Annotated in this window: 3 protein-coding genes and 1 pseudogene; 3 read left to right on the top strand and 1 reads right to left on the bottom strand. The window is 41.6% G+C overall.

Features of this window, described 5'->3' with window-relative positions; translation table 11 throughout:
• The 3 genes from ABYB02_RS15540 to kch form a co-directional block, all read left to right on the top strand.
• Positions 1–1007 (top strand): AMP-binding protein (locus ABYB02_RS15540; protein WP_372763307.1); only part of this gene is annotated, 1007 nt, incomplete at its 5' end.
• 51 nt (positions 1008–1058) lie between these two features.
• Entirely contained in the window at positions 1059–2189 is a 1131-nt protein-coding gene (gene rnd, locus ABYB02_RS15535) for a ribonuclease D (protein ID WP_372763306.1), read from the top strand.
• A gap of 180 nt (positions 2190–2369) precedes the next feature.
• Positions 2370–3545, top strand: coding sequence for a voltage-gated potassium channel protein (kch, locus tag ABYB02_RS15530; protein WP_372763305.1), 1176 nt, complete (start codon positions 2370–2372; stop codon positions 3543–3545).
• Positions 3546–3597: 52 nt separating this feature from the next.
• Here the strand turns inward: kch and ABYB02_RS15525 are convergent.
• Positions 3598–3703 (bottom strand): annotated as a pseudogene (locus ABYB02_RS15525) (cell division topological specificity factor); the annotation flags it as partial.

Genomic DNA, 3703 nt, shown 5'->3' with positions numbered 1-3703 from the left:
CCACCGGGGTGTCTAAAGGGGCGATGCTAAGCCATGGTAATTTAGTGGGTAACCTTGAACAGGTATCGGGCTGTTTAGATCCGGTGCTAGATCGTGGTAAAGAAGTGGTGGTAACCGCGTTACCGCTTTACCATATTTTTGCGTTAACCGCTAACTGTCTTACCTTTATGAAATACGGTGGCTTAAACATACTGATCACTAACCCACGTGATATGCCAGGCTTTATAAAAGAGCTAAGCAAAAGTAAATTTACTGCCATTACTGGGGTAAACACCTTGTTTAATGGTTTATTAAATACGCCAGGGTTTGCAGATCTCGACTTTAGTCATTTAAAAATGTCGTTAGGCGGCGGTATGGCTGTGCAACGTCCAGTGGCTGAAAAGTGGCAAACCGTCACTAAATCTAAATTAATGGAAGGTTATGGCTTAACCGAATGTTCGCCATTGGTCACGCTAAGCCCTTATGATTTAACAGCTTATAACGGCTCTATTGGTTTGCCAGCCCCAAGTACAGAAATCAAATTGATGCTAGAAAATGGCGAAGAAGCCGCAAAAGGTGAGCCTGGCGAGCTGTGGGTTAAAGGCCCGCAAGTAATGTTAGGTTATTATAATCGCCCTGATGCAACCGCTGAAAGCTTAAAAGACGGCTGGTTTGCCACCGGTGATATTGCCACCTTTGACGATGAAGGCTTCTTTTATATTGTTGACCGTAAAAAAGACATGATTATTGTCTCGGGCTTCAATGTGTTTCCAAATGAGATAGAAGAAGTGGTTGCCATGCATGATGGCGTGCTTGAAGTGGCCGCAGTGGGTGTTCCACATGATATTAGCGGTGAACAAGTTAAAGTTTTTGTTGTTAAAAAAGACCCATCTTTAACTGAAAAAGATATAATAAAGCATTGTCGTGATAATTTAACTAATTATAAGGTGCCTAAGCTTGTTGAGTTTAGGGATGAGCTACCTAAAACTAATGTAGGTAAAATACTCAGAAGAGCCTTAAAAGATTAGCAACCATTAAAAAAGCCGACCTAAGTCGGCTTTTTTATTGTAGGAGAGTAAGTGCATTACCAATTAATAGAAACCCAAGATCAGCTAAATAGTTTTGTTGAGCAGATCAAAAACAAGCCAGTACTCGCCATTGATACAGAATTTATGCGCCGGCGTACTTTATACCCAGAGGTCGCGCTTATTCAGGTTTACGACGGTGAGCATTTAGCGCTTATCGATCCACTGGCAGAATTATCGTTATTCGACTTTTGGCAAATTTTAAAAGATCCCGCTGTTTTAAAAGTATTACACTCGCCTTCAGAAGACATTGAAGTATTTCAAAAGTACGCGGGTTTTGTTCCTGCGCCCTTGTTTGATACCCAATTCGCGTTACAGTTATTGGGTGAAGGCAACTGTATGGGTTTTGCATTAATGGTTAAAACCCTGCTCGGTATTGAAATTGATAAAAGCGAATCACGTACTAATTGGTTGCAGCGGCCATTAACAAATAAACAGCTTGAATATGCCGCGGCCGATGCATTTCATTTATTACCGTGCTTTAAGTTGATTATAGACAGTATAAATGCTGCGGATTTATATAATATTGTGATCAGCGAAAGTGAGCTGGTCGCTAATAAACGTGCCTTTCAAATTCCGGATGAACTATTATATAAAGAGATTAAAAATGCGTGGCAGCTAAAACCACACGAATTAGCTGTGTTAAAAGAACTCGCGGTGTGGCGTCGTAATAAAGCCATACGGAAAAATTTAGCGTTAAACTTTGTGCTCAAAGAGCACAACATGACAGAAATTGCCAAGCGTGGTCCTTCAAGTCTTAATGCTTTAAGGCAAATACCGGGAGTCGAAGCCATTGAGGTGAACCGCTCTGGGGTTGAAATATTAAAATGTATTGAGCAGGCCAAAGCGCTACCTGAAGAACAGCACCCTGCGGTGCTAAAACGTTTAATTGACTTTCCCGCTTATAAAAAAGTCGCGAAGGAGCTTAAACAAAAAATTAATAAGGTGGCCAAGCAACATAATATTCCCGAAGACGTGATGGCGTCTAAAAAGCAGGTAAACCAATTAATTAGTTGGAATTGGAAACTCACCGAGCAACAAAAAGCCAACCATATCAAACCTGACTTATTGAGTTCATGGCGCTATGATTTTGTTAAAGACACACTAAAAGAGTGGGATGTGTAATAGCGAGCTGCATGCTGCATTGAGTTATCAATAGGAGGCTATGCCCGTTTGTTTCAATAAACTGTTCGCAGATTTTAGAGCCTAGTGAGTAATAAATACAGTGTATTGCCCTAATTAGCTTTTCCTTAGGGCACTTTTACCAATACGACACCTTTAGCTTATAGCGATTTAAATACTTTTATGAACCTTGACATAATTAAACGCAAATTATCACAAATTTATAAACCCGCCTGGATACTGGCGTTGCTGGTTGCCTTTAATGGCTATTGGCTGATAAAGCCAGTCGTTTCTCGCGTGCAGCAAATGCTGCCAGGCATGGTTAGCTGGTCACACGATTGGTTAAACTTGATTGATAAAATAGGCATTAGCGAACTGCCGCGCTTTATATTAGGGGCCGGGTTAATAATCATGTCGATTGGCTTGGCTTTAAAAGCACGCTTGGCATGGGCGTTTTCACTGATCTTATTGCTAGTGGTTGCAATAATAAGTATTTTATCGTCAAGCTCGGGATTGATACTGTTGTCGTATACTGTGGTAGTGAGTATGCTGCTGTTGGTCTATTGGCGCAGTTTTGATGGTTCTAGCATTACCGCCGGTAGCCTATTTGCGTTAACTAGCACTGGGGCTTTAATGTTGTATGGGGTATTTGGTACCTTGTATTTAGGTGATGAATTTAGCACGCCGATCACCGATTTACCCACGGCATTTTATTTTTCAATTGTCAGTATGTCGACGGTGGGCTATGGCGATCTTTACCCAGTTACTGCAACCGCGCGGTTATTCACCGCGTCCATTATAGTGATGGGTATTACCGTTTTTGCCACGTCGATCAGTGCCATTATTGGCCCTGTGATCGGTGGCAATCTTAAAAAAATCGTTAAGGGTAGGATTTCAAACGTGATGCGAAAAAATCATTTTATTATTTTAGGTATTTCACCAACGGCGCACAGTGTTTACGCGGGTTTAATTGAGCGTGGCGATCAAGTTACTTTAGTGTGTGCAACCGGCTCTGAACATGCGTATCCTGCCGATGCCGATATTGTATATGGTGACTCAAGCTCGGCAGATATTTTGCTAGAAGCGGGGGCTAAAAAAGCCAACTACATTTTAGCACTGAGAACCGATGATGCGGAAAATGCATTTAGTATTTTAGCTGCCAAAGAAGTTGCTGGTGAACACACTAAGACCATTGCACTGGTGAATTCAAGCAAGCACATTCCGCAAATTAAACGGGTAAAACCCGATATCGTGTTTTCGTTACAATTGCTCGGTAGTGAGCTACTCGTGCGCACCTTAAAAGGCGAAACCATAGATAACCAACTGATCACGAAATTGTTCTTTGGCGAGCAAAGTTAATCACCACGCACTGCCAATCAATAAAAAAGGGCGTATTATACGCCCTTGTTTATTATACTTTTGGCTCTTCGTCAGGTAGGGTGACGTTTAGTTCGAGTACCGCTAAATCATCTTCATTTTGATCAAACTGTACTTGAACAGCATCACTGCTGACATTT

It is taken from the genome of Pseudoalteromonas sp. (genome assembly GCF_041613455.1).
Classification (GTDB): Bacteria; Pseudomonadota; Gammaproteobacteria; order Enterobacterales; family Alteromonadaceae; genus Pseudoalteromonas.
Note: the sequence above shows the minus strand (reverse complement) of the source record. Positions and strands in the feature narration are given on the sequence as shown.